Genomic DNA, 2597 nt, shown 5'->3' with positions numbered 1-2597 from the left:
GCAGCCGTGCTTATCTCCCGCCTATCCCTTCAACGATCCGCCATGAAATTAGCCATCGTTACAACGTGGAGGTCCCCGAATCTGGTGATTTCTGGGGCTGGCTTACTCTGCACTCAGAGATTCCCATCGTTTGGACTGAGGGCGGTAAGAAAGCTCTTTGCTTGCTCAGTTTGGGCTACGTCGCGATCGCCCTCTATGGGGTCAACGGCGGCTACCGCACCAAAGATGAGTTAGGTCATCCCACTGCACCCGAACTGATTCCAGATGTTGCCCGCTTTGCAGTCCCGGATCGCCCAGTTATTCTCGCCTTTGACCAAGACAGCACAACAGACACCCGTTCCAAGGTCAGCAAAGCCCTGGCTCGCTTTGGAGGACTCCTAGCCAAGGCAGAGTGCACCGTGACGATCGCTCACTGGCAACCTGAACACGGCAAAGGCATCGATGATCTGCGGGTGCTCGGTGGGGCAGATGCGGTTCATCAGGCGATTGCCCAAGCCATGCCGCTCGAACAGTGGCGGATTCAACAGTGGTTAGAGAACCGTCTCACCTGGACGGCAGCCCTGCAGCTCCACGCTGCCGACCTCTCTACTGTGCAACTAGACGAGCTTCCAGAGCACGGCATTTTGGCGATCGCCGCTCCAAAAGCCACGGGCAAGACTAAGTTCATCCACCATCAGGTTGCTGACCTAAAGAAGGTTTTATCCGCTACTCACCGGGTTGCCCTCGGGCGCAACCTCAGCCGTCGCTTGGGACTCGACTGGCGGGGTGATTTGGACAAAACTCCCGATGGTCGCTTCATCACCGGCTGCGGCTACACCCTGCGCGTCGGCTTCTGTGTCGATAGCTTGCTGGCGATCAACCCTGAGCAGTTCCGGGGCTGCGACCTGGTCATCGATGAAGTCTGCCAGGTGCTGCGACACCTCCTGACCAGTACCACCACGAACCAAGACGGCAAGCGTCCGGCGCTGCTAGCTCGCTTCCGCGCTTTGATTCAAGCGGCGCGACGAGTGATTGTCGCCGATGCGGATCTCGACAATGCCGCGCTGCATTGTTTGCGCGACCTACGTGGGGACGAGCAGCCAGTCTTCCTCATCCGCAACGATTATCAGCCACAAGGCTACCCCGTTCGTTTCATCGAAGCACCGGATCGCACCTCGATTACGGCTGACCTGCTGACCGAGATGGAATCTTTGCCAGATGGGCAAGTGTTAATGGTCGCCACCGATAGCAAGCAGGTATCCAAAGCGATCGCCCGCCTGATTCAGCAGCAGTACCCCGACAAGCGGTTCCTGCTGATCAACGCCGAAACCTCAGGTGGCGAGGCCGAACGCACGTTCGTGGAAACGCCTGATATCGTTCTCGCTCAGAGGGAATACGACATTATCCTTTGCTCGCCCAGCGTTGCCACCGGCGTCAGTATTGAGGCAACGGGAGTGATCGCGAAGGTTTATGGCATCTTTACTGGCGGCAGCTCCACGGATGCCGATATTGCCCAAGCCTTAGGACGGGTGCGAGAACCAGTCGAGCGCATTGTCTGGTGTGCTCAGCGCGGCTTCAACTTCTCCAAAATCAGCCGCTCAATCAATGCTCTGGAACTCAAAAACCATCTACAGCAGCGCACCAGCGCCGTGGTGAGCTTAATCCGCTCCAGCCTGCGGGAGGACATTCAGGACGAGATTGCCCAGTATGATTGGCAGTCAGATCCCTGGGTCAACCTGTTCTGCCACATGGAAGCGGAGCGCAATCGCAGTATGCTGTCCCTGCGTGATGCCGTGCGGGTGCGATTGCAGCATGAGGGCAACTCAGTCTCTGTCGAAGAACGCACCGCTGATCCCGCTGCTCGCTTACTGCTGCAGCAAGCGCGTGAGGAGTTGAAGCAGATGGATGCCGAAGCGATCGTGGGAGCCGAAGATTTAATCTACGCTCAGGTTCTGGCGCTGCAGCAGAAGGAGAACCTATCCCCGGATGAGCAGCGGGCGATCGCTAAGTTTCAGCTCAAGGAGTTTTATGGGCTGGAGGCGCTGACGGTCGAAGATGTGCTGTGGGACAATCACGGGCGGCGACGGCAAGCGTTGCTCAATCTGGAAGCCCAGCTGTTTCCTGACGTGGCTCGTGATGGCACAGTCAAAGCTCTAGAGAAGCAAGCCAGCTGGAATCAGGGGGTCTGCCCTTGGGACCTCTCCGGTGTCGAACTGCGACGCAAGCTGCGTCAGACCCTGGGACTAAATGCATTTCTCGATCCGAATTTAGAGTGGACGAAGTATGACCTGTGCGCCTGTGCCAGCAAGATCCGCGAGCAGGCAGCGCTCGTGCGGCACGTCTTAAACTTCACCGTTACCGACAAGGTCAGCGATGTCCAGATCGTGCATCAGCTGCTGAGCCAGCTGGGGATTAAGGTTGCCTTTCGCTGGTCCCGCTCCACGCCCGGTCATCCCGATGAGAAACTACGGGTGTATCGCTTAGATGCCACTCACTGGCAAGCGCTGATCACCGTGATCGATCGTCGCCGCACCCGCTGGCAGCAGACTACTGAGCCAACAGGATCACCCCCCTTTCAAGAAGATCAAAATCAAGCGGGTGATCCAGATCCTGTGGTG

At 57.7% G+C, this 2597-nt stretch carries 1 protein-coding gene; it reads left to right on the top strand.

Features of this window, described 5'->3' with window-relative positions; translation table 11 throughout:
* Window positions 1-65: 65 nt before the first annotated feature.
* Window positions 66-2597: plasmid replication protein, CyRepA1 family (locus H6F43_RS01370; RefSeq protein ID WP_190340230.1), on the top strand; the 2532-nt coding region annotated here is incomplete at its 3' end.

It is taken from the genome of Leptolyngbya sp. FACHB-36 (assembly GCF_014695955.1).
Taxonomy (GTDB): Bacteria; Cyanobacteriota; Cyanobacteriia; order Leptolyngbyales; family Leptolyngbyaceae; genus FACHB-36.
Note: the sequence above shows the minus strand (reverse complement) of the source record. Positions and strands in the feature narration are given on the sequence as shown.